Raw genomic sequence first — 25,286 nt, forward strand, 5'->3', positions numbered from 1 at the left:
TGGACTTGTCTTAAAATCTCGACCCGGTTCATGGTTACGGCTCTATCTTGACTGCACGACTCAAAAGGGTTGCCAGTTGGCGATCGGTTTCTTCTAGGGATTGCTCCCCTTGGGCCAGTTCCGCGAGCACTGTGAGCAATTCCCGCTCCAGGCTGGGGGGTGGCAGGGCCGACGGAACCACCGCTTGCACCGGCTGAACGGCGCTGTTGGCCTTCACGGCCTTGACACAGAAGTTGCGGATGATCGCCACTAACTGCCCTTGGGGATCCAGCAGGGCCAAGTGGAACCGCCGCAGGGCCCGTTCATCAGCCGCTATGGACGAAGCTGAACCGAGGGGACTCGATCGAACCAGCACCGTTCCGGCTGCGGGCCAAGGGCCAAACCACTGCACCGACTCGACCATGAACGGCAGCCAGAGCTGATGGTGATCGCTCTGGCGTTGCAATTCCGCCTGTACCGTTTGCCAAACCGCGTCCAGCCGTTGGGCCATAGGGCTGAAAATCGGCGCGGCGAGAAGCGGAATAGCCAGTTGGGCCCGCGTGCCGCCCGGGAGCCATTCAACTTGCTGAACGCCCCGGAAGTTGGGCCCATAGGCCACACCCGTTTGGTCAAAGATTTCGTAGAACTCCTGAATTGGTAGCGGTTGCCCCTTGGCTCCCAACAAATCAGCAAACTCGGCGGGGAGGGCAGGGGGCCGCTCGATCGCCCGGAGGGCCTGACCCGAGGCATAGGCGATTCCTTGGGCATTCTCCACGGTGAAGCGAATCCGATCGGTGCTGGCGGTCAAGGCAACTCGCAGCGTCAGGCCCTGGTCTGGCACTTCGGCCCGGCGCATCCAGGTAACCTCAGCAAACCCGCCGACGGTTCCCCAAGCGGTGGCCCCGTTCCCTTGGCGAATGGTCTCGGCCACCAGATCCAACAGGGCAGATCCCGGCAAGGTGGGGCGGCCGCTGACTTGGTGCTCTTGGGCGATCGGGTGATGGGAGTCAATGATTTGGCTCACGCCCCAGGCACGATCGGGTGCGGGGGCCTGTTCCCCATTCGTCATGTCCGGCAACACCGGGAGCGACTCGGGGGCCAATCTCTCAGGGGCCAATCCCTCGGGAGCTAATGACGGCGCAACCGTCGCGGGGAGAGGAATCCAGCAGCGTCGTCGATCGAACGGCGATCCAGGCAGGGCCAGGCGCACAGGCGGAACGGGCCGCGGCAGGGCAGTCCAATCCACGGAGCCGCCTTGGATCCAATGCTGGGCAAGGGCGGCTAGGTCAGACCGATCCGCGAGATCAGCGGCGGTTAGCGGGGGCGGAACGGGTTGACCGGGCTGCACTTCACCTAGCCACCGGTTGGTTGTGCCATCGTCCTGGGTTTGACCTTGGCCATAGGCAGTTAAAGCCCGCTGCAATTGGGCGATCGAATCAACCACAATTGCCAATCGATGGGCCGCGGGTCGCCGGCCCACTTGCAAGGTGAAGGCCACATCGGCCAGGTTGACCGTGGGATGGTTCTGGAGGAAGTTCGCGAGGTTCTGGGCCGTGATCCGCAACAGTTGCGGCGTGCGGGCCGACAGAATGATCAGTTCCGCCGGTGCCGATTGCGGCGACTCTGACCCCGATCGAACAGTGGCGGGGGCTTCCTCCACAATCAGATGGGCATTGCTCCCACCTGCGCCAAAGCTGCTGAGGCCCGCACGGCGCGGGCTGGGCCCCTCCCAGGGCGATCGGGTTCGTTGCAACCGGAAAGGACTGTGCGCAAGGTCGATCGCTGGATTGGGCCGATCGGAATGCAAACTGGGCACCAATTGGCGATGTTGCAGTTGCAGCAGGATTTTGCACAGCCCCGCAATGCCCGCCGCCGATTCCAGGTGACCAATGTTGGATTTGATCGACCCGATCGCACAATGACCGGGCTGCACTTGGGCATCCCGCGCAAAGGTTAGTTGCAGACCATCCATTTCAATCGGGTCGCCGAGAGCGGTTCCTGTGCCATGGGCTTCCAGGTAGGACAGGTGATGGGCATCGAGCTGGGCCCGTTCCAACGCCAGGCGCACCACTTGGGCTTGGGCTTGGGGATTGGGAACGGTGTAGCCATTGGTTTTGCCCCCGTGATTCATGGCACTGCCCCGAATGACGGCTTGGATCGGGTCTCGATCGCGCAGGGCCGCCGCCAAGGGCTTCAGAATCACCGTGCCCACCCCTTCGCCGGGCACATAGCCATCGCCACCGGCCCCAAAACTGCGGCATTTCCCATCGGTTGAGGCAAACCGCAGATGGGCCATTTGCACATACTTCACGGGGTGCAGATAGAGATTCACGCCCCCAGCGATCGCCAGTTGACATTCCCCCCGGCGCAGGCTTTCGCAGGCCAAATGAATCGCGCTGAGGGACGCAGAGCAGGCGGTATCCACGGGCATACTGGGCCCTTGCAGGTTCAGGGTATAGGACACCCGATTCGCCACCGACCAAAAGGACGAGTTTGGGAAACTGGGCAGCCCCGCACGCCAAGCATCCAAGGCCAGCAGGTGATAGCTGCCCCAGGTCACTCCGGCAAAAACTCCGGTGGCATGGGGGCGATCGGGATCGTCCGAATCGAGGGTATCCGGGCGATAACCCGCATTTTCCAGAGCTAACCAGGCGGATTCGAGGAACAGTCGCTCCTGGGGATCCATCAACTCAGCATCCTTAGGGGTAATGCCAAAAAAGAGCGGGTCAAACTGATCCACCTGATCCAAAAAGCCCCCCCAGCGGGCGTAGGTTTTGCCCAATTTCCCCGGTTGGGGGTCATAAAACAGGGAATGATCCCAACGATCGGGCGGCACATCCGTGATGGCCTCGCCCCCTTGGACCAACAACGTCCAAAGGTCATCAAGGGTTTCTGCGCCGGGAAAACGGCCATGGCAGCCAATGATGGCGATCGGCTCCGGGGTGGCTTCCCGATCGACGGGAGCGGCCGCCAAGGGCAGTGGGTCGGGGTTGGCATTGGTGGCCACTGGGGTGATCGCGGGTTGGGGCGATCGCGCTTGGAGGTGTTCCGCCAGCGATCGGAGGGTTCTGTGATGAAAGAGCAAGGTTTTGGGCAAGGGGCCAAACCGCGTTTCCAGCTGCGCCGTTAATCGCCGCACCGCCACGGAATCCAGCCCGTAGATATCCAACCCCGCTTCCGGATCCAGCCGTTCGGGGGCAATTTTCAGCTCCCGACCAAACAGGGTTCGTAGCTCCGTTTGCAATGACTCCTGAGCCGCCGCCGGGTGGGATCTCCAGCCATGATTTGGGGCATGGTTTGGGGTTTGGGTTGGCTGAGGGTTGGATGCCAGACCCGATCGAGCAGTGGATTGCAGTGCTGATGGCAATTTCGGTTGCAATTTCGGTTGCGATTCCAGGCCCAAAAACCGGCGCAACAACGCCCGATCGCCCCAGGCCGCCACCAACGCCGCTGGGCCCGCAGCCAGCCAGTCCGTCAACAGCGCCAACCCCGCCTCCGTCGGCATCGGAGCCAGCCCCGTGGTTTGTCGTAGGTGGTGCAAGTGCTCGGCAGGAATCCGCATTCCGCCGTCCTGCCACAGGGGCAGCCCAATCACCCAGCATCGAGGATCCTGAGCCGCAAACTCATTCAAGAATGCATTAGCCGCCGCATAGTCTCCCTGGCCGGGGTTACCCAAGACGCTGGCCAACGATGAAAACAGCAAGAAAAAGTCCAGGGGATCCGTGGCCGTGGCCGCCGCCAACCGGCGCGTTCCCGTCACCTTCGGAGCCAACACCTGCCGGAACGAGGTTTCATCCTTCAGGGCAATGGCCTGATCGGCCAAGACCCCGGCTCCATGAATGACCCCTTGGAGGGGGCCAAAGCGTTGGCGGGCCCGGCGCAGGGCTTCGCCCAGGGACTCGGAGCAGGTGAGGTCAGCACTCAGATAAATGGCCTCGCCTCCCAAGGATTGGATCTCTTGGATGAAGCGCACCCGTTCCCGATCGAGCCGATGGCGACCCAGCAGGATCACGCGGGCTTGGAACTCCCGGGCCAAATGCCGCGCCAGGAGTTGACCCAGGCCGCCAAAGCCCCCGGTGATCAGATAAACACCCCCTTTGCGCCAACCGGGCCCGGGCGATCGGCCGTCCGATGGGGCCGAAGGATCAAGGGCAATTTCCACCAGCCGGCATTCTTGCCAGCAACCATTGCGCAGAGCCAGCTCCCGTGCCTGGCCGGGATGGGGCCAGGGCAGGGGAACTTCTAGGGGCCAAGCCAAGGCCGGCTCGGTGGGCAGTTCCGCGATCGCCAGGGAGACCGCGGCCCAGTGGGGATATTCCGCCACCAGGGTGCGCAAGAAGGCGGCCTGCATGGCGGCGGTGGGGTTAGGGGCGATCGCCACCAGGGTCAAGGGGCGATCGTCAATGAGTCCTTGGCTGAAGGTCTGGCTGAATCGCAGGAGGCCCAACAGGCTCTCGGTTTCATCACCACTCCCCACATACCAGCCCTGGAGGGGGCCCGGGGGCAAGGGCTGGCTAGGCGCTGGATTTTGGATGACGGTGGCGGCGGGATACCGATGCCGTAAGGTTTGGGCCCAAGCCGCCGCCTGTCCCTCGGGGCAACTCAGCACCAAGGTAATCGGCTCGGAGGGGACGATCGCCCCTCGGCCAGCAATCCCTAGAGCATCAACATCGTGAACATCAACATCATTAACATCAACATCATTCCGCCAAACCCGTTGGGCCAGGACAACCCCTTCCACAGCGGGCAGTTCCGGGCGCTGGGGGCGGCGCATTGGCTCTCCGGCGGACAACCAGTGCCGCTCCGGAGCGAATGGGTAACCAGGCAGGGAAATGATTTCACCCACGGCCGGCCAGGACACCTCGTTTCCGTCCACCCACCGGGGCGCAACGGCCAGCCAATCCCCTTGTTCCAGTAACGTTTGCGTCACGGAACAGCGATCGTGCATCAAAGCGGGAGGAGCCTGAATCCGCTGACTGGGCAGTTGTCCGCTAAATGTCCATCGATCGGGTTGGCCGGCTAACCACGATCGCAGGGATTGCCGCAACTGTTCCACGGACTGGGTGACAACGGCCAGGCGCGTTCCCAAGGGTTCACGACCCCGTTGAAGGGTGGCCGCGATCGCCCTCAAGGGTCGATCGGGATGGGCCGCCAAGTCCGCTTCCAGATCCGCCACCAAAACTCGCAATCGATCGGGATTAGCCGCCGACAGGGGAATCAGCACTTGGGCAGTCTGAGCCGTGGGAACTGGGCCCGAGGGCTGGTCTTGGGCATCCGTCACCGATTCCAAGAGCAGGTGGGCATTAACTCCACCTGCGCCAAAGGAACTCACGCCCGCCCGCCGCACGCCGGCCACGGGAACCCAGGGCGCAAGCTGTCGCTGCACCCGAAAACCCATCTCCGCAAAGGCGATCGCGGGATTGGGAGGATCCGCATGGAGAGACGGAACCAACTGCCCATGCTGCATCTGCAACAGCACCTTGATCAGGCCCGCAATGCCCGCAGCGGATTCCAAATGGCCAATATTGGACTTCACGGAACCGATCGCGCAGGGGTTGGGTCGGTTGCCCCCCAACACACGGCTGAGGGCCGCCATCTCCACCGGATCGCCCAATTCCGTACCCGTGCCATGGGCCTCGATGTAGCTGACGGTTTCGGGAGCAAACCCCGATTGATCCAGCGCTTGGGCAATCGCCGCCGACTGGGCCACCGGGTTGGGCACGGTGTAGCCATGGGTGCGTCCCCCGTGGGTGACGCTGGAACCCTGAATAATGCCGTAGATTCGATCGCCATCCGCTCGCGCTTGGGCCAGCGGCTTCAAAACCACCGCCCCAACCCCTTCGCCGGCCCCATAACCATCACCTCCGGCTCCAAAGCTGTGGCAGCGGCCATCCCGGGAGGCAAACTGCTGTTGGCTCATGGCCACAAACTTGGAAGGGTGCAGATAAAGATTCACGCCCCCCGCCAAGGCCAAGTCGCATTCCCCACGCCGGATGGCTTCACAGGCCAAATGCACCGCCACCAGGGACGACGAGCAAGCCGTGTCCACGGTCAAGCTCGGGCCGTGCCAATTCAGCACATGGGAAACACGATTGGCCACGCCCCAGTGGGAAGGGCCAGCGGAAACCACCCGCCCTTGGGCCCAAGCTTCTGCGGCCAGTAATTGATAGCTACCCCAAGTCACGCCCGCAAAGACCCCGCCCTTGGGCCCTTGGCCTTGGCTGTCCATTAACCGAGATGGTGCGTAGGCCGCATCCTCCAAGGCATGCCAACAGACTTCCAGAAACAGCCGCTCTTGGGGATCCATGACCTCGGCTTCCTTGGGAGAAATGCCGAAGAACAGGGCATCGAAGCGATCGACCTGATCCAAAAAACTGCCCCAACGGGTGTAGCTGGTGGTGGGGTTGTGGGGATTCGGGTCGTAGATTAGGTCATGGTTCCAGCGATCGGGCGGCACTTCCTGGAGCGCTTCCTGGCCCGCTGCCAACTGCTGCCAAAACGTTTGGAGCGTTGGCGCACCGGGATAGCGTCCCGCCATACCAATCACGGCAATCTCTAACGATCGGGAAGCGGGTTCCGCCTGGGGGTTTGGTTCGGTGGACGCGATCGCCTTGGCGTGAGTCCCATTGGTTTCATGGATTCCGTTGGCTTGGGTTCCGTTGGTCTCGGGCAGTCCGTTCAGGGGAACCCCGTTAGCCTCATGCACCCCATTGGTATGCGTCCCCATGCCTGGGGTTGCTGGAGGCGGGTTTGGGGGGTCTTGGTTCTTCGGCAGTTCCGATGATCCGGTTAAATCGGGCAGTTCAGGCCAAGCCACGGATTCGGCAAAGGACGCAGGATAGGTCTGTTGCAAAAACAGGGTGAGTTCATGCAGATTTCGCCGCTCAAAGAACAGGCTCGGGGGCACTGGGCCAAAGGTTTGACTCAACCGGGCATTGAGTTTTTTGATCAGCAGCGAGTCCAGGCCAAAGCGATTCCAAGGCTCAAAGCGAGTGAGGCGATCGGGGGGAATCGCCAAGGTTGTGGCGAGCAGTTGCCGTACCTGGGCTAGGGCGGCAATGTAGGCGGCGTCTTGTTCTGGGGATGGGCGATCGACTGCCTGATGGGCGGCTGGATCAATTGGTGGATCAACGGGGCGATCGACTGCCTGATGGGCGGCTGGATCAATTGGTGGATCAACAGGGCGATCGGCTGACTGATGGGCGGCTGGATCAATTGGTGGATCAACGGGCGGATCAACGGGGCGATCGGCTGACTGATCCCTTGCGCCATCCTCAGCCCCAGAGGCCCCCGGCAAAGAACTGGCCTGGGCAAATTGCGGCGAACAGCGCACCGGCAACCAAGGATAGGCCGGCAAATCCAGGGGATAGGCCACTGCCTTGGAATAGAGCCGTTCCCAATCCAGGTCATGGCCCGCTCGATACAGTTCGCCCAAAGACTCCAACACTTGCCAGCGGCCGGCTCCCGTGGCGATCGCGGCTCCCGCCAACAGGCTCGCCGCCGCGATCGGGGCCGCCGACGGCTCCACTTCCGCGCAAGGGGCCGTCGTCTGAGCCAGAAGATAGGTCTGGAGCGTGGCCGGTTGATCGGCCACCCAAGCCACACGGTAACGGAAGTGGCTGCGGCGCGTGGCCAAATTAGCCGCCAAACGCCGGAGCGACAATTGCGGATTAGCCGTCAGGAAATTTGCCAAATCCTGACACCGCCGTTGCAGGGCGGCTTCTGATTTGGCCGAAACCACAAACAACTCCGCGATCGGGGCATGACCGGTCGGATTGAGGCGGGCCGAGTTCACGGCCGGCGGCTCATCCAACACCAGATGGCAATTCGTGCCACTGAAGCCAAAGGAACTGACCGTGGCCCGGCGTGGGATTCCGGCCGGCGGTTGCCAAGGAAGCAGTTCCCGATTCACATAAAACGGACTGTCCGCCAAGCAAATATCCAGGTTGGGGGTCTCGAAGTTTAAGGACGGGGGAATTTGCTGGTGCTTAAAGGCCAACAGCACTTTCAGCAAGCCTGCGAGGCCGGCGGTATAGACGGTGTGACCGATGTTGGTTTTGACGGAGCCAAGGGCACAAAACTCGTTGGCTTCCGTCTTTTCCCGAAAGACGCGCGTGATCGCTTCAAACTCAATGGGATCCCCGAGGGCTGTGCCCGTGCCATGGGCTTCCACATAGGTAATGGTGGCCGGGTCAATGTCGGCTTCCGCATAGACCCGACGTTGCAAGGCGCTTTGGCTTTGGCTGTTGGGGGCGGTAATGCCATTGCTTAAGCCATCTTGGTTGACACTAATGCTCCGAATGACCCCATGAATTCGATCGCCCTCGGCCAAGGCATCCCGCAACCGTTTCAGCACCACCACGGCAATTCCTTCACCGGGCACAAAGCCATCGGCTCCGGCCGCAAAGGCCCGCAACTGACCCGAGGGCGACAGCATTCCCGCCTTACCACACAGCAAATGGAATTGGGGGGTGTGCATGATGAAGGTTCCCCCGGCGATCGCGGTTTGACAGCGCCCCGATCGCAGGGACTGACAGGCTAGATCGATCGCGACCAAGGACGAGGAGCAGGCCGTGTTCACCGTTAAGCAGGGCCCCTGCAAGTTCAGGAAGTAGGCGAGTCGAGCGCCCAAAATAGCCACATTGTTGCCAATCAACACATGGCCATCGGGATTCACGCCCCCTTGTTCCAACCAGCGGCTGTAGTCCCCGGCTCCGGCGGCCACAAAAATGCCACAATCACTGCCGTTGAGCTGCCGATCGGGAATGCCCGCGTCCTCCAAGGCTTGCCAAGCTTCGGTCAAAAACAGCCGCTGCTCGGGACTCATGAGTTGCGCTTCTGCCCCAGTGATCCGGAAAAAGAGCGGATCCCAATCGTGGATCCGATCCAAGAAGGCTCCGAACCGGCAATAGTGGTGGTAGTCCGGATCGCCCGTTTGGGTGGCCAAGGCTTCGGGATCCCAGCGATCGGGGGGAACCGCGCCACAGGATCCAACCCCCCGTTGCAGGTTTTGCCAAAAGTCGTTGAGAGTTGGCGCATCGGGGAAACGGCCACTCATGCCCACGATCGCGATCGGCTCGGGCATGGCGCGATCGGCCGCGCGATCGCCCCCCTCCATCACCCCTTCTAGGGCAGCACTGCCGGAACCTCGGCGCAGGTTACGAGCGCTGGGGTCGGGGGGCGAAGGCATCGTAATCACCACCTTGCCGATGCTTTGCCGACTTTCCAGGTAAGCGAGGGCCGATCGCACCTCCGCCAGCGAAAAGGTGCGATCGACCATGCCTTCGCCGGCCCCTTGGGCCAAGGCCTGGGCCATTTCCTCCAGAGCCAGGGGCACTTCGGGCGATCGCCGCAGGAACCACCGCCGCAAATCCAGGCTCAAAACCGATTGGTTATCCACCAACGTGGACAGATCCAGGGCGGCCGACGTTTTCCAGGCCGTCATGGCCAGTTCCACGTAGCGCCCACCGGGAGCCAAACACCGCAAGCCCTTGGGAATCGCATCCCCCGCCAGGGTGTTAATCACCACATCCACCCCGCGCCCCTCGCTCAGGCGCATCACTTCCGTCTGAAAGTCCAGGTCTCGATAGGCAATGGCGTGATGCACCCCGACTTGGCGCAAATAATCCAGCTTATGGGCACTGCCAGCGGTGGCAAACACTTCCGCCCCGATCGCCAAGGCCATACGCACCGCATGAAGCCCCGTGGCCCCCGCCGCCGTTTGGATCAAAATGCGTTCCCCCGGTTGCAGCCGGGCCCGCTCAATGGCTTGGTGGGCCGTCAGCCAAGTGACGGGGAAGGCCGCAGCGGTTTCGTGGCTGACGGTGGCGGGTTTGCGCACCGCCAGCACCGCATCGGCGTTCACAATTTCCGCCAGCCCGCCCAAGGATTCCCCCAGCAGCGCTATCACCTCGTCGCCCACTTGGAAGTTTTGGACATTGGCCCCCAGGGCAATGATTTCCCCCGACACCTCAAACCCCGGAGTCATGGGATAGGGCGGCATGGTGGGATAGAGACCTTTGATGCAAAGCAGATCGCCAAAGTTGAGGGCGGCGGCTCGCACGGCAATTTGCACCTGATCCGCCGCCGGAGGGGTGATGGGCTGCGATCGCCACTGCACTTGGGCCACGGAGCCGGGTTGCGTTAACCAAACGGCTCTGGGGAAGGTCAGGGATGAGAAGTCAACTTCGGGAATGGCTGCTGCGGTCGATCGGGCGGCCCGGGACCGGGCGGGGGTCGGGCTGGGAACGTTGACCGGCGGGCTGTTATCAGGGCTGGGCGGGGCGATCGGGGAACCAGCGGCCGGGCGAGTTTCTGGATTGGGCTGCGTAAAATCGGACTGCGTGAAGTTGGACTGCGTGAAGTTGGACTGACTGGCAACCGGATCAGCCGTTGGTGCAACAACCATCGGCAGCAACGCCGGCAGCAACGTTTGCAAGTGCTGGGCCAAGCTGCGCACCGTGGGATAGTCAAACAGCACGGTGGTGCGCAACTCTAACCCAAAGGCTTGATTGACCGATCGAATCAGATCCACAGCGCTGATCGAGTCCAAGCCATAGTCCGCAAACCGCCCCTCCGCTTCAATTTCCTCGGGGGCAATTTCCAAACAGTCCGCCACCAACCCCCGCACCTGGGTTTCCAACCCATCCAGGCTGGGGAGAGCAGGGGCCGCAGGGGAAACCGAAGCAACGGGGGCAGCGAGGGGGTTGGGGATTGCCAAGCTTGGCGGCGCAACGGCGGCGGGAACCGACTCCAACGGAGCCTGCAAGTTGGGCAGGGTTTGCAAGTGCTGGGCCAAGCTGCGGGCCGTGGGATAGTCAAACAGCACAGTGGTGCGCAACTCTAACCCAAAGGTTTGATTGACCGATCGAATCAGATCCACAGCGCTGATCGAGTCCAAGCCATAGTCCGCAAACCGCCCCTCCGCTTCAATTTCCTCAGGGGCAACTTCCAAACAATCCGCCACCAAGCCGCGAATTTGGACTTCCAAATCACCGATGTTGACCGTGGGTTGGGTGATGGGATTGGCGGTAGATGGGGCGATCGGGGAACTCAAGGCGCTAACAATCTCCGGACGATCGGGGGCTGGGGGTGCTGCCATGGTGACGGGAGGTGAGGTTGGAAGAGCTGACGGGGACTTCTCAGCACTGAGCAAGGCTTGGCCATAAACCGGGTTGGCGGGGAGTTCACTGATTTCCACCGCCCCGAAACCGGTGGCCGTCAGGTACAGTTGCCACCGATCAGCCGTCAATAGCGGAGACCCGGCAATCCGTTCGGTTTCATCCGCAAACAACCACCAACCGGGCATCAGACCAAAGGTGGCAGTCAACACAGGCGAGCTTTGGGTCAGCTCATTCAGAAGCAACAAGCCCCCGGGCCGTAGTAATTGCCCCAACTGGGTGAGGGAATGGTGAATGTTGCGGGTGGCGTGAATCACGTTGGTAGCGGCCACCACATCGAAGGCGTTCAGCAAATCCGGGTCGATCGGCTGCTCAAGATCAAGGGTGTGAAACTGCAGCGGGGGATAGGTGGGCCCCAGGCGTTTGGCTGCACTCCGCACTAGGGTGGGGGAAATGTCGGTGAACCAGTAATCCAGGCGATCGGTTTGGCCCTGAAGCTGCCGCAAAATGGCTGTGGTTGAAGCGCCTGTTCCCGCGCCCACTTCCAAAACGCGTAGGGGGCCATCCTGCTGCTGCATTCGCTGCTGAATGCGGGTGGCCATCTGGTAACTGAAGTGATCAGCCGGCGGATTGCCTTGATAGACCGCTTCCACCAGGGCTGAGGATCCACCGGGAAAGAGCACCTCTGGCGCGATCGCCTCGCCTCGCAGCACCGATTCATAGTGCTGAAGACAGCGATCGAGCAGGGCCAACCAAGGGTCAACCCCCGGAGCCTGTTGGGCCTGCTGACGTAACCGATAGCTTTGAGCCGCTGGATCTTGCGCTTCCCAGGCCGTGGGCGGCAGGGTTCCCAGATGCTCATAAAGACGCTGGAGGGAAGGGATCACCGCCTGAGCAGGTAAGCGGGTTGCAATTTGCCTCAGCCCCGCAATCGCCAACTGATCCAGCGCCGCAAACCCTTGCAAAAAGGCCTCAATGGCAGCGGCGGTAGTGACCTCAGCCGGTGACGAGCGGCCCGGCGCGATCGGGTCTGACTCGCTGGCTTCAGGCGATCGGGCAACACAACCAAGCCGATCGCAAAGGGCATCAGTGCCTCGAAAGATGGCCACTTGGGTCGCATCGCTGGCCAGGAGTTGTTCAAAGGCGGCCAGGCCTTCTTCCGTGCCAATGGCCCCAATCCCCATCCGCTGAAGCCGCTTGCGATACATGGGCGCAGTGACTCGGCCGCTTTCGCCCCAGTAGCCCCAGTTACAGACCACCCAGTGAACCGCCGGGCGTTGCCGCTGCATCTGAGTCATGTAGGCATCTTGGTAGGCACAGCCGGCCACGTAATTCCCCTGGCCCGCATTGCCAAGGAAGGAATTCAAGGACGAAAAACAGGCGAAAAAGTCCAGCCGATCGAGAACCGTGGCCTGGGCCAAGGCCCGGATGCCTGCGGCCTTGACCCCAAAAGCCACCTGAAAGTCGGCCTCGCTCATTTGTGCCAACAGGCCATCCCGCAGCACTAGGGCAGAATGAATCACGCCGTGGATTGCGCCAAAGCGCGATCGCAGGGTGGCAAACAGGGACTCGATCGCGGCCACATCCGTAATATCCACCGCCTCATAGGTGGCCGTGGCTCCGGCGGTGGTCAGGGCTTGCAGGAGTTCTTGAATCGCTGCATCCAACGGCCGCCGTCCCAACAACACCAACCGCAGCCCCGGGATCTTGGCGGCCCACCGCTGGGCCAGGGCCGCTCCAATCCCCCCTGCACCACCCGCAATCACGTAAACCCCGCCGGGTCTGAGGGGCAAGGGCGATGGGGTTGCAGGCGTGGGGGGGGCTGGGATGGCAACCAGGTCGCGTCGATAGAGACCGCTCGATCGCAGCGCCAGCTCGCAACGTTGGGAAGTCGCCGACAGATTAACCATCAAAGCTGCCAGCAGGGAGGACGCTTGGCCATTAGCCAGCCACGTCTCATTCACATCCACATGGCCCACCTGCCAATGGGGAGACTCCGCCGCCAAACTGTTCAGCAAGCCCACGATCGCCGCCGCATCCGGTTGCGGGGTTTCGGTGGGTTCCACCGCCGCCGCCCCCGTTGTGATCACCCGTAGCGCTAAGGGCGTTGGGGAGGGGAATCGCTCCTGAAGTGTTTTTAGGAACCGCCATAGCAAGATCGGCCCTTCCTCCCCGATCGCGGGCCAATACCAAACCGTGGTGATGGTCGGAGCGGAATCGGGGCGATCGGGCCATTGCTCCAGCACCTGTCCCCGGTGGGCCAGGATTACCGCCTCGCGAATCACCGCCGGAACTGGCCCCTGAGCGGAGCAAAGTAGACCCCAGCCCGCCTCTTCCAGCACCGTTCCGCTGGCAAGGTTCGGGGCGGGGCAAGGTTGCCATTGGGGTTGGAACCATCGCAACGGTTCTTGGTCGATCGGCTCTGGGGGGGGTTCCCGATCGGGCTGGGCTGGCTCGGGCACAGCCGGTTGCTGCCCTTGTGAGGGTTGCCATTGGGCCGTTTGCAACCGCCCCCCTTGAATCAGAAACACTCGATGGCCGTGGCGATCCAAGCCCATCAGATCAAATTGCCCACCGCGCGATCGGCGATGGGTGCAACGCACCCCAATTCGCCGCACATCCACCAACGAGCCATCTAACCAACAGGCATCGATGCCGTAGGGCACAAACAACGGCTCCAAGGGCGGCTCTGGTTTCGGTTCCCGTTGAGGGGCATGGGAATCCAATGAATCGACCGGCTTGGGTAATGCCCCCACTGGACTAGCCCCATTCGCCAACAACGTGGCCGCCACCTGAAACGCCGCATCCACGATCGCCCAGTCTTCGCCCCCCGTTTCCCGAACCTCTCCCCAAGCCCAGTCCTGCAAAACCGTCACTTGGGTTAAGCATTGGCAACTGAAGCCATAGTCCAACCCTCGACCCAAGAAAAATTGCCGCAGGGCGATCGCGTCGTAAACCGTTGCCGCCGCCATGGTCTGGGCGGTCAACTCCGGTGCTTGCTCCAACAGTGCCGGAGCTTGGGCTGACTTGGCCGACCCATAGGTGGCCCGACAAAACACCTGGCCCGCCGAATCCACAATCTGGAAAATTTCCCCTTCGGCCCCTTGGCCACCGGTCTGCAACATCACGGTCAGCGGGTCGCGATCGACCACCGCCGGGGCCAAAAACCGCACATCGCGCCACTGCGATCGGGATGTGGCAGGCACTCCGGCGGCCCCAGCCGCCAACAGCATCGTTAAGAAATAGCCCCCCGGAACCACCCCAAGCGATCGCACCTGATGATCTCGCAGCATCGAATCCGCCGAGGTGAGGGTGACCGACCGAGATAAGCCAGCCCCCAGTGAGCCAGATAGGCGATCAAGGCCGGGCCCCGCCGCCAGCCCCGATCGACCCAGGAAATCAGCACCATCCTGCACCCAAGACAAAGCACACCCCCCCAGCGATGCCACCAATCGACCATCAGCCGCCAACAACAGCAGATCGAAACGGTCTTGCGACCAGGGCAACGGTATTGCTGCATAGTCGATCGCAACCCCCGGCAGCCAAACCCGACAGGAAGCCACCGCCGACACCAGCGGAATCCCCCGCCGCCCCATCGCCCCCTCGCCCACCGGCATCAGCATCGCCGCCGTGAGCCAAGCCGGATGCAGCAGAAAACTGTGACCATATCCCTCTGCCAGTGAGCTAAGTTGCCACCGGGTCACAAGCCATTCTTCAGTTCGCCACAAAGCGCCTTGACCTTGATAAAACTCGCCTAACTGCAAGCCCAATTCTTGCAATTCTGCGATCCGATGTGGCCAGGCATCGCTAGGCTCATAACTATCCAAATTACGCAGCAAAGATAGGGGCAAAGCCGATCGAGCAGGCCTCTCCGCTGTTAGCTTTTTTGTTTCAAGCTGGCAATGTAAATGAATTGGCCCGTTGTCTTGATCTTTCGCATCTTGATCTGCTCCAGCACTGGTCACCGTAATTCGAGTTTTGGTAATTCGAGCCTCCGATTCCATGGGCTGAAATACCACTCGCAAATGACGCTTCTGAGACCCCCCAAGCACGATTGGGCTGATATAGTACAAATGATTAATGACTAATTCTGTTTGATCCTCGTTTAGTTCCGCCTTACGACTGAGCGCAATTCGAAGGATCAGATCTAGTAAGCAACTAAGCGGTAGTGTTGGCTGCTCAAAAACGCAATAATCACGAATAACAGGGTCTTGGAACTGAACATCAACCTGATAACTTTGTTCAGCACTTTGATTAAGGTCATTCATTGGTCATGAAGGATTTTGAATCTCAATCTTTCAGGAATATTGACCAGGCTCAAGATTTTATAGAAGCTCTGAGATCGGCTGATTTTAACAACCTAGCCACAATTGATCAACAATCGTGTTAATAGCGAAAATTGTGCCAATTCGAGATCAGTTCGCTAGTCAAAATCAAGCTAAAACGAATTCACTCTCCCAAAAGCCAAGGTTTGAAAGTACAGAAAATGCCTGAAAACGACAAAATATCTTGAATTTTCGAAAAAAAGAGCGAATAAATCAGGCCTTAATTGACGTTAGCTTTTGATAAATAAACAAAAGCAATTTTGGTTCTTTGGGTAAAATTTCTGAATTTGGTTCAGTGTTATACAGTTTCTCAGCAGCAAACTTTTCTGTACCAAGGCCTATTGTCCTTGATCGGTCATTGGTAGTGAATACCCAATTAGTTCACCTGAGAACCAAAAGGCATTTTCCACAAGACGTTAAGACATTCTATAACCGAAATTTTCGATTAGGAACCTATCGGACGAAATTTCGGTAAAAGCTTGGTGGCACTTCAAACGTTAACCTGTGGTTACCCCCTTTGTCGAGTATATCATCGCCCCTTAATGCCGATGATAGGGTCACCAAGGAAATCCTGGCAACAAAACATCCAATAATAAAATTATGTTTATGGATCGGTTTATAGAAATGATATGTCTTGGCTGATTATGCGGAAGCAAAGGGCAAAACCCAAGCATTGCTCGCTTTACAGGATTTTGGCATCTCCAAAATTTAGTCTTGTTTACGGTTCTTAACTTGAATTTTTGAAGAACAACTTCAATGCAATAGCAAGTATTGAAAGTTACACAGAATTAATCTCAAATATTTTCATTGAGCGCTGAGGGTTCCTTGATTTGTTAATTTCAATACAATCTCTTTCAAAATCTGGATGGCGCAAAGATGACAAGGAAGTTCAAGGGAGGTTCACCGGATTTCTTGGGGCCTAGTTTTGCGATCACAATAGCTTTTAAAGGAGAAAAGATCAGGAGGCTATTTGTGATCCTGTTTGAGTTGAGACTTTTCGAGAATCTGAATAGCTATCTTCCAAGCCCCAGCCTGAATTGACGCAGCCTGAATTGACGCAGCCTGGCGGGCACGGCCTGATCGGCATGGCCTGAGATGCGGGGCCCATGGCTGGCGAATTCTGACCGCCTAGTGATCTGCGGTTAAACATCGCCCAACCATCGAACCAAAGGCCGCTGGCTGCTGTCCCAATCGCTCAAGCCTTACTGAACGTCAACTCCCGAAAACTCAACAGGGCAGGATAGGGCGAGGCAGTCGATCGCCCGGCGGCCACTGGGGCCGATCGGGACGGGGATTCTTGGGGAATCTGCAATTCGGAAGCCACGGCAGCCATGGGGGAAAAGTCCCGCAGGATCGCATGACTATTGCTGCCATCCAGGCCAAAGGAGCTGACGGCGGCTCGGCGGATGGGGTGCTGGGATGGCCAGGGCTGGGCCTGACGCGCCAAAAAGAACGGCGATTGCTCCAGGTTCAGGCGCGGGTGGGGGTGATCACAGTGCAAGGTGGGTGGAATTTGGCCATGATGCAAAATCAGGGCGGTTTTGATCAGGCTGGCAATGCCCGCTGCGCTGAACAAATGGCCAATATTGCTTTTCACGCAGCCGATCGCGCAAAACTGGGTGGCGGCGGTGTGTTGGCGAATGGCCTGGGAAAGGGCCTTCAGTTCCACGGGGTCGCTCAGGGGGGTGGCCAAGCCGTGCGCTTCGAGGTAGCCCAAGGTGGCTGGATCCAGCCCCGATCGGGCCCAAGCCTGTTCAATCACCTGTTGCTGGCCGGTGACGGTGGGTAGGGGTAGCCCAAAGGGAGGGCTATCTTGGGCGATCGCGGAACTTTCAATGACGGCATAGATTCGATCGCCCTCCGCGATCGCCTGGCTCAAGGGCCGGAGCAACAGGGCTCCACATCCTTCTCCGAGTACCGCGCCCTTGGCCGCTGCATCAAAGGCCCGGTGCTGGCCATCGGTGGACAGGAGCTTGGCCGCCGCCCAACTGGCCGAGAGCTGGCCTGCCTCCAGCAAGTGCAAACCGGCCACAATGGCGGCACGGCATTCTCCACTGCGCAGGCTTTGACAGGCGAGATGCAGAGCGCCGAGGGAGGCGGAATCCGTAGCGTTCAATACCAAGGAAGGGCCTCGCCAACCAAACAATTGGGCGGCCAATCCGGGGGCAAATGTGACCCCTGTGCTCACAAATAAGCCAACAGACTTGCCCCGCCAATCTCCCACGCCATAGCCAGCATCCTGGAGCGTCTCCGCAAAAATACTGAGCAGTTCCGCGCTGCCCGGATCCAAGGTCTGGGTCATACCATCGGGCCAGAGATCCGAAAACTGAGAAAGGGAACGGGGGGTGATTCGACCGGCCCAGCGCGGGGGGGTGCTGGGGGTGTTGGGATCGATCGTGCCTTGCAAGTCAGAAAACGGTGACATTTCCGGCGATGCGGGCCGATGCCAAAAATCGGGCGGCAATTCCTCAATGCTGCTGCGGCCCGCTAGTAGGTTGGCCCAAAATTCGGCGGGGTTTTGGGCGTTGGGAAAGTGGCAGCCCATACCAACGATCGCGATCGCTTCGTCATCGCCGGAAACGGTCGATCGCCCGGTAGGCAAAGGCGCTGCCGATGGGGGCGTGGGCTGCGAGCTGGTTGGGGACGCAGTTTGGACTTGAGTTTGGGCCTGAGCTTGGGCTTGAGCTAGAGATGGCCCTTGCGGGGGGAACGGCGGCGGCGCGGCGCTGGTGAGCCAATAGGCATCCTTGGCAAAGGGGTAGCCCGGCAGGGGAATCCGTTGACTCCCGGGCGATCGCAACCGTTTCCAGTCAATTTCGGCCCCCTGAGTCCAGGCCTGGGCGAGTAATGCTAGCGTTGCAGCCGTGGGCATCCCAGAGTCGGGCAAGACGGGCGCGGGAATGGGGTCGGCCCCCGCCAGCACCTGGCCTCGCCATCCACCAGCGGGGAGCTGGCCTTGGCGAAACGTTGCAAGCTGCTCCAACAGGGTATCTAGCCGATCGGTCACCAGAGCCAGGCGTTCCGCGAGGGGTTCGCGCCCCCCTTGCAGCGTCCAAGCCACATCATCGAGGCTCGGCCGCTCGGTTCGCAGATGGCGATGCAATTGGCTGGCCTGTTGCGTGAGTTGGTTGACCGTGCGGGCACTCAGGACAATTAACCAAGGGCCGGCACTGCTGTTTTTTGGCTTCAGGGTTGGCCAATCTTCCAAAATTAAATGGGCATTGGATCCACCAGCTCCAAAGCTATTAATGCAGGCAAACCGGGGGCGATCGCCCTTAGGCCAGGGTTGCGCCTGGGATGAAACCCGAAAAGGCAGTTCCGAAAAGGCAATATTGGGATTCGGCGGGTTGCAGTGCAGCGTGCCGGGAATGGTGTCATGGCGCATGGCCAGCAAAACCTTGGCCAGGCCAGCCATGCCCGACGCGGCTTCCAAATGCCCAATGTTGGACTTGACGGAACCCAAGGGAATTCGATCGCCCTGATATCCCTGCCGTTGGGCCACAGTGGCCAGCCCGCCCACTTCGATCGGATCGCCCAGGACTGTGCCCGTGCCATGACATTCCACATACTGCAAGTCTCCAAACCGGATCCCTGCCGCCGCCAGCGATCGCTCGATCGACTCCGTTTGGGCTGGCCCACTGGGAACCGTAAAGCCATTAACCCGGCCCCCGTGGTTAATGCCACTGCCCCGGATTACGCCCCAAATGAAGTCACCATCCGCCCGGGCCCGGGCCAAGGGCTTGAGCAACACAGCCCCCACGCCCTCACCCGGCACATAGCCATCGCCCCCTTCGCCAAAACTGCGACAACGACCATCGCGAGATAGAAAGCCCCATTGACTGAGGTAGAGATAGCGGAATGGGTGCAAGGTGAGGCTCACGCCCCCGGCCACCGCCATGGTGCAGTCACCGGCCAGCAGACTTTGGCAAGCCAGGTGAATCGCCGTCAGAGACGAAGAACAAGCGGTATCGATCGCCAAACTGGGCCCGGTCAAATCCAGAAAATGGGAAACCCGGTTGGCAATGATCCAAAACAAGGCCCCAGCACCACTGGGCTGATCGGCACTCCAACTTAAATCCCGCGCCACGTGGGAATAGTCGTGCCACATGGCCCCAACAAAGAGGCCAACCCGTTCTCCCCGGCGCGATTGACGGCTGCCATAGCCCGCATTTTCCATCGTGTGCCAAACCGACTGGAGAAACAGCCGCGCTTGGGGGTCAATTTGCTTGGCTTCCTTGGGCGCAATGTTAAAAAACAGCGGGTCAAATTCTTCAACCCCCGGGATAAAGCCGCCCCACTTGCCATAGGTGCGATTGGGTTGCTTGGTTTCCGCAAAGTACGGCTGGTAATCCCAACGGTTGGCGGGCACTTCCGTAACGCACGATCGCCCTTGATACAGGTTTTGCCAAAAGGTTTCCAGGTCAGGAGACTGGGGATAGCAACCATCCACACCAATAATCGCGATGTCATAGCCACCGGGGGGCCGCTGCCGATCGGGTAACTCCAAGGGCTGGATTTGGGGAATGGGGGTCTGAGGATTGGCGGCTCCCGTGTCGGGAGCCTTCACTTCAGGAGCCTTCACTTCAGGAGCCTTCACCTCAGGAGCTTTGGGGGCCAAAGCTTGCGGCTCTGGGGAGGGTGCAGGATTGGGCGATCGGGTGACCTGGGTGGGGGCTGGCGCGATCGAGCTAGGGACTGGGGCCGCCGGAGATGGCGTGGCCGGCGCAGTGGTTGAGCCAGCAGGCGCGGTTAGCTGGGCCAAGTGGTTGGCCAGCACTTTGATGTTTGGATAGTCAAACAGGACGGTGGGCCGCAGGCCGGAATATTGCTTTTCGAGGGTTGCCACAATTTCCTCAATCATCAATGACTCCAGACCCAGGCTGAAAAACCCTTCCTGACGGGGCACGGATTGGGGATCGGTGTTCAGGGTGCGGGCAACCAGGGCGGCCAATTCTTGCTCGATGGTGGCGATCGAGGGGGTGGGCAGGGGCGGCGGGGCGGATGGGGCGATCGCCGCCGGGGTCAGGGGGGCGGGCAATTCTGGGGGCACATTCGGGGCGGGGCGCGATCGGGAGAAGCGCTCAAAGATGGTTGCATCCGTGCCTTTACCGGTGACCAGGACGGGCTGAGGGCGATCGCTGGTCAGCAGATCAAGGAAGGCAAACCGACCGGCCGCCGCGCTGAAGGGTTCCATGCCCGATCGCTGGAACCGCTCGGCCAGCATGTCGGTGGCTCCCATGCCGCGCGATCGCCACAGGCCCCACTGAATCGCCCTGGCGTGTCCGGGCCAATGGCGATTGCGGTAGGCACAAAAGGCTTCCAGCAGCCGATTCGCCACCACGTAGTTCGCCTGCCCAGGGTTGCCGGCCGCCACGGTGATTGAGGAGAATCCCAACCAAAAGGCCACGGGTTGATCCTGTAACCGTTGTTCCAAACGCAAGGCCCCGAGGAATTTGGGGGCAATCAGCCGATCAAGGGAGGCGAGGGTTTGGGCATGGAACAGCCGATCGTCTAACTGCCCGGCCGTATGAATCACGCCGTGAATGGTGCGGTGGGTGGTTTTCAGAATCCCTGTGAGGCGATCGAGGTCGGCTTCCTGGCAAAGGTCTGCTTGTAGATAATCCGCCGTGGATCCCAAGGATTCCAGCAGGGCGATCAGTTGGTCGGTTTGGGCCCGGCGGGGCGATCGACCCACCAACAGAAAATGAACGGCCGTTTGCAGCGCGATCGCCTCGGCCACTTCTGCGGCCAAGGCCCCGCTCCCACCCGTGATCAAAATGCAAGATCCCGGCTCCAGGACGGAAACCGGCAAGGGAGGCGCAGATCCGGGGGCCACTTCCCGCAGCGCGGCCCCATAGCGATCGCCCCCGCGATAGGCCACGCGATCGTGCTCCCAAGGGGTTGCCGCTTCCGCTGCGATCATGGCGCAGGCTTCCCCAACGGTTAGTCCCAACTCCAAGTCCAGGGATTTCAGGCGGATTTGGGGCAACTCCAGGGCCACCGTGCGCCCCAAGGCATCAATCCCCGCCGTGGCAAACCCCAAAACCCGATCGCTCGGGGTCACGGCCTGAGCATCAAAGGTCACGGCCAAAAGCTGGAGCGGGGCGGCGGGGTGCACTTTCACCCACTGCTGCAAGAACAGAAAACAACCGCGCACGCCCTGGTTCAAATCGGCTTCGGCTTGGGTGACCCAATCCCGATCGCCCCGGGGCCCATGGCCTGACCCTGTTTCCGAGGGAGCCGTGACCCAATAGACCAGGGCTGGGGAAAGAAGCGAGTCGATCGCGTCGGCCCCTGCGATCGCCCGAAATTGCTCGGGAGCCAACAGATGCGTTAGACCCTGGCGCACTTGGTCTGGGTCAGTCCAATCCCACTGGCAAACCCGATCGCCCAAAACCTCAAAGGTTGAACCGGCTAGGCACAACTGAGCCTCAATCCCCTGCGATCGCAGCCGCTGGCGCAAGGCCAAACCCCAAGCAGCCCCCTGGGCAAAAATGATCGTCGGCGCGGCGGTGGCCTGAGTTGGGGATGCAGTGGCGGCGGGCAAAACAGTCCAGTCGGTTTCAAAGTAGGACACCTCCGGCGCAAGCAAGGGGGCCGCCGCCAGGGTTAACTCCCGAATCACGGCCAGGGGGTGGCCATCCGTCCCGATCGCGATCGCTGAAAACTGGCTTTCGGTAGCCTGGACCCGGCATTGTTGGCGCTCAAACCGGACGGTGACCCAGGATGAAGGCTCGCCAGCCGCCGGATCGTCGGATCGATCGGGCGATGCTGTGGGGGCAATTGCGGCAGCGGATGACGATTCCCACTGGGCTTGCAACTGTGATCCCCACCAACAGCCCGCCACTTGCCCCGGCACGACAAAGTCTCCAAAATCTCGAGCATCGCCGCCCCGTTCCGCAAACCATTGTTGGTGTAAATACACGGCCGCTTGCAAAATCCCATCCAAAAAGGCGGTGCGATTGGAGGCTTGCAATTGAAAGAGGGCTGCTTCGTCGGTGATTTGGGCCTTGTGAATCACCTGCAAGGCCCTGCCATACTGATAGCCGCGCGATCGCAAGGCGGCATAAATGGCCGTTCCCGGAATCTCGCCCACCCCATCACGGCCCACCGGACGGGCATCGGGCAATCGCCCAGCAGCTTGATCGGGGGGCGACCCTGAGGATGACTCCGCAAAGGTGGCACTCAAAATCAGTCGATCGCGCTGCCAAACCTGAACCCGATTTGGCAACTCCACCTGGGCCCCCAGGGTCACGGCCTCCGCATCCCCCACCCCCAAGGCCACGGCCTGGTGCAAGGTAATCTCTGTCAGCAATCCGGGCGATCGCCCCAACGATCGAGTCACCGCATCCCAGGCCAAGCCAATGAAGCTGGCGGCGGGCACAATCCAGCGCCCATTTAAAAAGTGCGATCGGAGCACCAAATCGGTTTCGGGAAACACCTGCTCCCAGCGCTCCGACAGGGCCCCGGAGGAGGGCAGCACCTCACGGGCTACCGGGGCAGCGGGCAACGGAGCCAACCGATCGCCCTCGGATGCTTTGGGAAAAAGCCAATACAACTGGCGATCGAAGGGATAGCGCGGCAAAGACAATTTGGGATAGGTGGCCGGGAAATGCACTGACCAATCCACCGGGCTGCCCGCCAGCCAGGCCGCCAAGGCCGACTGTACCGAATTTCCCACATCCTCGGAAGCCAGCACCTTGGGCAGCTCTGCCGCCGAGCGCGGGCGATCGGGCAGCGATCCCGACAGCAGAACCGGCCAATCCATGCCCGGATCCAGCACGCCCATGGTGAAGGCCCGCACCAGTTCCGCCAAGGCCGCCGAACCCGTGGGATAGCGATCGGTCAAGTCCCACTTTTGGCACAAGCGAGCCAGGCTGCTGCGAATGGCCACAAACATCAAAATTTGATGCTCTGGGCGAGGTGCATTCGATTGCAATGGGGATTGCAACACTGAATCAAGGGCAATGCCTGCCTGCTCCAACGGTTGCCGCCAGGTTTCCACAAAGCGCGTAAAGGTCATTTGCCGTCGCCACAGGGTGCGGGCCACCTGCAAAACCGATTCCCAATCTGCCTCCAGCAACGCCACTGATGCCCAAAGGGTCTTGAGCGCTTCGGCATCCTGCACCAGCCGGCCCAAGGTCGATCGCGCCTCCGAAGGCGTTTCCACCGTTGCCGCCACGGGCTGAGACGGCAGCTCAAATTGCGCCAACGCCCGCTGCACATCGGCCCAACTACTGGCCAAACAACCAAATCGCCAAGGAAAACTTTCGCGCCCCAGGGCCAGGTTCGCCGCGATCGTCCCCAAGTCGGCTGCGGCCACCCGTTGCGCCCCTTCCTGGCCCCACTGGGCAACCAAGGCAGCTAAGCTACGTGCTGATTTGGCAGACAACAGGAAGGGAATCACGGCAGTTACCCGATCGCCCGTCTCCGAGGCCCCTTGACCCGCGATCGCGTTCCCTGTCGCCAACGCCAACGGCGATCCAGCTCCCTCGGCCACAGCGGGCAACCGGGGCGGCTCTTCCAACACCAAATGGGCATTGCTGCCCCCAAAACCAAAGGAACTCACCCCCGCCCGCAACGGCAAATCCGCCGCCGCCGGTTCCCAGGAACCAAGGGCCACCGCTGGCACAAAGGGAGAAGTGGTGAAGTCAATGAGCGGGTTGGGAGTCGTTAAGTTCAAGCTGGCGGGAATTTGACGATGCTGCAACATCATCAAGACCTTGATCACCCCTGCAATTCCCGCCGCCGCTTCCAAATGGCCGATGTTGGTTTTCACGGAACCCACCTGGCAATAGCCGATCGCCTTGGCCGTGGTGCGGAAGGCTTGGGAAAGGGCCTCCATCTCGATCGGGTCGCCCAGGGAAGTCCCCGTGCCATGGGCCTCCACATAGGTCACCGTGGCCGGATCCACTTGGGCATCGGCATAGGCCGCCTTCAACAGTTGGGCCTGTCGTCCCACATTGGGTGCTGTGATGGACTCGCCCACCGCCGAATGGTTCACCGCGCTGCCCCGAATCACCCCAAAAATCCGCCGATTCTGGGCGATCGCCCGTTCCAGGGGCTGAAGCAACAGCACCCCACAGCCCTCGCCGGGCACATAGCCATCGGCCTGAGCATCAAACGTGCGGCATTGACCCGTTGGACTCAGCATCCTTGCTCGGGAAAATGACAGATGCTTCCAAGGACGATGGTTAAGGGTTACGCCACCCGCAAAGGCTAATTCACATTCGCCCGATAGCAACGCCTGTCGAGCCAAATGGATGGCCACCAAAGACGAAGAACAGGCCGTATCCAGGGTCAAGCTCGGGCCGCTGAGACCCAACACATGGGACAACCGATTCGACAGAATGCAACTGTAGCTACCTAACCCCGAAAATCCATCAACTTCCACCTGGGGATCCGTGGTGACTTGCCAATAGTCCATGGTCATCGCGCCCAAATAGACCCCCGTTGACTGCTGACGAAGCGAGGCTAAGGACAGGCCGGCTTCTTCCACACAATGCCAAGCCACTTCCAATAGCAACCGCTGCTGAGGATCCATGTATTTGGCTTCTCGGGGAGAAATGGCAAAAAATCCCGCATCAAACGATCGCCAATCCTTTAGAAAACCGCCCCATTTATTCCCCGTTTGTTCGCGGTAGGCTTGGTGATCCCAGCGATCGGGAGGAATTTCCCCGATCGCGTTCACGCCCGCCGCCAAGTTGCCCCAAAATTCATCAATATCCGCCGCCCCAGGAAAGCGACCAGCCAAACCAATTACAGCGATATCTTGAGTCATGGTGGGGTATCTCAAACCAGCTTTAATTTTTCGTGAGGCAGTCATTACTGAAGCGATGGAAGCAACTGGAGCGATTAGGAT

General features: G+C 60.5%; 2 protein-coding genes. Both read right to left on the reverse strand.

The window, feature by feature from the left end:
- Positions 1-34: 34 nt before the first annotated feature.
- On the reverse strand, positions 35-15,103 hold the full coding sequence (locus tag VPK24_RS07100; protein WP_393011678.1) for an SDR family NAD(P)-dependent oxidoreductase: 15,069 nt from the start codon (positions 15,101-15,103) through the stop codon (positions 35-37).
- Positions 15,104-16,619: 1,516 nt separating this feature from the next.
- Positions 16,620-25,205, reverse strand: a complete 8,586-nt coding sequence (locus VPK24_RS07105; protein WP_393011680.1) for an SDR family NAD(P)-dependent oxidoreductase — start codon at positions 25,203-25,205, stop codon at positions 16,620-16,622.
- Positions 25,206-25,286 lie beyond the last annotated feature (81 nt).

Source organism: Limnothrix redekei LRLZ20PSL1 (assembly GCF_043235035.1).
Taxonomy (GTDB): Bacteria; Cyanobacteriota; Cyanobacteriia; order CACIAM-69d; family CACIAM-69d; genus CACIAM-69d.

Coding starts and splice junctions, on each gene's coding strand:
- VPK24_RS07100 (WP_393011678.1), bottom strand. CDS start 15,103: ATGGAATCGGAGGCTCGAATTACCAAAACTCGAATTACGGTGACCAGT.
- VPK24_RS07105 (WP_393011680.1), bottom strand. CDS start 25,205: ATGACTCAAGATATCGCTGTAATTGGTTTGGCTGGTCGCTTTCCTGGG.